This is a genomic window from Kaarinaea lacus (genome assembly GCF_975902315.1).
In genome coordinates this window covers 1-3,769 of sequence record NZ_CDLKIE010000230.1, presented here as the reverse complement: position 1 = coordinate 3,769, position 3,769 = coordinate 1, and the positions used below count along the sequence as shown (strand labels likewise).

The 3,769-nt window shown below is 47.3% G+C and carries 3 protein-coding genes and 1 pseudogene; all 4 read right to left on the bottom strand.

The window, feature by feature from the left end; translation table 11 throughout:
- Positions 1-687 (bottom strand): annotated as a pseudogene (locus ACWVCM_RS06930) (phosphomannomutase/phosphoglucomutase); the annotation flags it as partial.
- Positions 688-729: 42 nt separating this feature from the next.
- Positions 730-1,185, bottom strand: coding sequence for a dUTP diphosphatase (gene dut, locus ACWVCM_RS06925; protein ID WP_455200997.1), 456 nt, complete (start codon positions 1,183-1,185; stop codon positions 730-732).
- Positions 1,186-1,317: 132 nt separating this feature from the next.
- Positions 1,318-2,616, bottom strand: coding sequence for a M16 family metallopeptidase (locus ACWVCM_RS06920; protein ID WP_455200996.1), 1,299 nt, complete (start codon positions 2,614-2,616; stop codon positions 1,318-1,320).
- Positions 2,606-3,769: M16 family metallopeptidase (locus tag ACWVCM_RS06915; protein ID WP_455200995.1), on the bottom strand; the 1,164-nt coding region annotated here is incomplete at its 5' end. The genes ACWVCM_RS06920 and ACWVCM_RS06915, both read right to left, overlap by 11 nt.

Here is a 3,769-nt window from a genome sequence, read left to right as displayed (position 1 = left end):
CTTTTTCAAATCCTGCAAGTTTTCCGGTTTGCTGGGATCGGGGTGGTGGTTGGGAAAATTTCCATCTACATCGCAAAACATTTCTGTCACATCACACCCCAATGCGCGTAATAGCTGTGGTGCTACGGCACCTGGCACACCATTGCCACAATCTACGATAACTCTCATATTGCGAGTGAGCTTTACATCACCGGTAATGCGTTCAATATACTGGTCGACCACGTCGAGGGTTTCACGGTTGCCCGCGCCACTGGTGAAGTTTTTATTTTCAATTCGTTTGCTTAATTCCTGAATATCATTGCCAGATAGCGTAGTACCACCGATTACCATCTTTAGCCCATTGTAATTCGGTGGATTGTGGCTTCCTGTTAGCATTACACCGGAACCGCTGCCAAGCTGATACGCGGCAAAATAAAGCACTGGTGTTGGCACCATGCCCACGTCAATAACATCTCGCCCGCTATCCAGTAATCCCTGGGTAAACGCTTCTATTAAAGCGGGGCCGGATAAACGACCATCACGCGCGACATAAATCTTTTGCTCGCCGCGGTCAGCGGCTTCACTGCCAAAAGCCAGGCCAATTTGATAGATGGCGTCTTCGGTTAAGCTTTCATTAACGATGCCCCGAATATCGTAAGCTTTAAATATGGAGGATTCGATGGGCGTGGATTTGTATTGCGCTGACATGGTGTTCTCAATTTAAAAATAGGTTGGCAAATTATATAGTTATTAGTGGCGGCCGGTATGACCAAATCCACCTGCGCCACGCTCACTGTCATCAAATTCCGGCACAATTTCAAAAGAAGCTTGGACGATGGGTACAAAGACCATTTGTGCGATGCGTTCGCCTGGATTGACAGTAAACTCGGTGTTGCCGCGATTCCAGCATGATACAAACAATTGCCCCTGGTAGTCGGAATCTATGAGTCCCGTTAAATTTCCCAGGACGATGCCATGCTTATGGCCTAATCCCGAACGGGGTAATAACACTGCCGCAAGTCCAGGGTCATTAATATGAATTGCAATACCGGTAGGAATCAATTCGGTTGCTCCCGGTGGCATGTGGATGGCTTCGTCTATACAGGCACGTAAATCCATGCCAGCAGAACCATCGGTAGCGTATTCAGGTAACGGTATATTTGTACCGATGCGGTCATCCAGAATTTTTAATTGTACTTTTTTCATAGTGACTCATTGCACCCAGTTTGAGGATTATATAGTGTGATTTCGGCTTATTATACCGATTTGTTCAGGGAGGGGTAATCAGATCTTGGCAAGACACAGCATTGCGCTGTGTCTTGCATGATTGCGAGGGAATTACTGCTTTCCGACCAGTATTGTCACCATTTTGTCGGGATTGACGCGCCGTTTGAAGGCATCCTGGATGTCTTTCACGGTTACCGCCGAAATTTTATCATTAAAGGTGTCAAGGTAATCCAGTGGCAGGCCGTAAAATCCAATCATGCCTATGTAACCGAGGATTTTCTTATTACTGGATATGCGCAAAGCGAATCCGCCAGTAATATTCTTTTTAGAGGCGATTAATTCCTCTTCGGTGGGTCCTTTTTCAATGAACGCCTTGACTGTTTCATGTACTACTTTTAGCGCTTCCTGTGCCTGATCGCTGCGAGTTTGTAAGCCAATCTGAAACGGTCCATATTGTTGCATGGGAAGAAAATAACTGTAGGAACTGTAAGCAAGGCCGCGTTTCTCCCGGATTTCATTGCTCAATCGCGCAATCAATCCACTGCCCCCGAGCATATGGTTTCCTACATAGAGTGTGAAATAATCGGGGTCTCCTCGCTTCATTCCCGGTTGTCCCAGCAATATATGGGTTTGTGCCGAAGGGTGTTCGACGTTGACAGTAGTAGGTTGTGGTATAGCCGCTACCTCTGGTAACTCCTCAGCAGGTTCACCTTTTGGTAATTTTCCAACAATCTCCATGGCTACCTGCTCTGCTTTGGTACGGTCCAGATCGCCTACGATCGCAATGATTGCATTGGAGGCAACATAGTAGCGTTGGTAAAAAGCCTTTAAATCATCAATCGTCAGCGCTTCCACAGTATCTTCATAACCTGATGGCATGACGGCATACGGGTGAGATTTAAAGACGGCTTTATAAAAGGCTTCATCGGCAAGCGCACCGGGCGATTGTTTGCGTTGCTGAATACCAACTAGCATCCGTTTACGTTCGCGTTCGAAAGCATCCTTTGGAAATGTTGGCTGGCTGAGCACCAGCGACAAGGTCTGCAATGCCGGGCTCAGGACGGCTTCTTCAGATAAGCTACGCAAGGACAAGTTTGCCATGTCTCTCTGGGCGGTACCGCTAAAACGGGCACCCAGTTCGTCAAAACGTTCTGAAATCTGATTCGCAGTTAACTCTCCGGCACCTTCCGACAACAGCGCGTTGGTTAACACTGCAGTGCCGGCCTTATCCTGGTCACGTGCGGCACCCGCGTTAAAAATGACTTGCATGTCTACTATAGGCAATTCCGGTGCTGCAACAAAATACACTCGCGCGCCATTTTCCGTGGTCCAATGTTGAATTTTTATACCTGCCAACAGGGGCTGGCTGACGATGAACAGGCTAACAAGCAGAATTAGTTTAGTGCGCATGTTGTGCTCCCCCATGATTACCGGCTATTGCTTTTTTATTGATTGGCTGAGGGTCAAGTACCGCGACCGTGAGGCGGTCATCGATCAGGTATTTTTGAGCAACCTGCTGTACTTGTTCAGCAGTCACGGCGCGAAAACGTTCTACAAATTCATCCATTAATTGCCAGTTTAATCCCACAGTTTCCAGGGTGCCCATCTGCATAGCTTGATAAAAAATGGAGTCCTGCTCGTAAATCTTGCTGGCAACCACCTGGTTTTTAATGCGATCGAGCTCTTTTTCACTCACTGGCTCAGTTTTCAGACGCTTTATTTGTTCTCGAATTTCTTTTTCCATATCTTTCACGGTGAAGCCTTGTGCTGGTGTCGCATCAAATAAAAACAGCTCATCCAGTCTGCTAAACAGGTCATAGCCTGCGCCAATGCTTGCAGCTACGGCTTTGCCGCGTATTAATTCTTTAGTGAAACGGGAGCTGTCACTGCCGTCCAGCACATGGGCCAACATTTCCAGGGCGTAGGGCTCCCAGTCATGTTCTGCGGTTTTTACCACGGGTACTTTATATCCCATGATTATATAAGGTAGTTGTGCCGGTTCTTTAACCACGATGCGACGAATACCCTTTTGCTCAATTTCCTTTTGTGGTTTAACTCTGGGTACGTTGCCCGCGGGAACTTTTCCGAAATGTTTTTTGGCCAGTGTCAGTACCTGCTGCGGATCGACATCACCGACTACCACGAGTGTGGCATTATTCGGCGCATACCAATCGTTGTACCATTTCTGTGCATCATCCACGGTCATATTTTTCAAATCGTCCATCCAGCCAATAATCGGGTGGTGGTAGGGGCTGTTAACGTAGGCGGTTGCATTAAATTGTTCGTAAGTTTTCGACTTGGGTTTGTCGTCGGTGCGCATGCGCCGTTCTTCCATAACTACCTGTATTTCTTTGGTAAATTCTTCTGCGCTCAGGTTCAGGTTAGCCATGCGGTCGGCTTCCAGTTCCATGGAAATGGGCAGGCGACTTTTTTCCAGCTGTTGAAAGTATGCGGTATAGTCCTGGCCGGTAAACGCATTTTCCCGGCCACCATTCTCGGAAATAATTTTAGAAAATTCGTTGGGTCCGTATTTATCCGTACCCTTGAACATCATGTGTTCCAG

What these genes read in the sequence shown, in the direction of transcription:
- dut (WP_455200997.1), bottom strand. Translation starts at nt 1,185, where the DNA reads ATGAAAAAAGTACAATTAAAAATTCTGGATGACCGCATCGGTACAAAT.
- ACWVCM_RS06920 (WP_455200996.1), bottom strand. Translation starts at nt 2,616, where the DNA reads ATGCGCACTAAACTAATTCTGCTTGTTAGCCTGTTCATCGTCAGCCAG.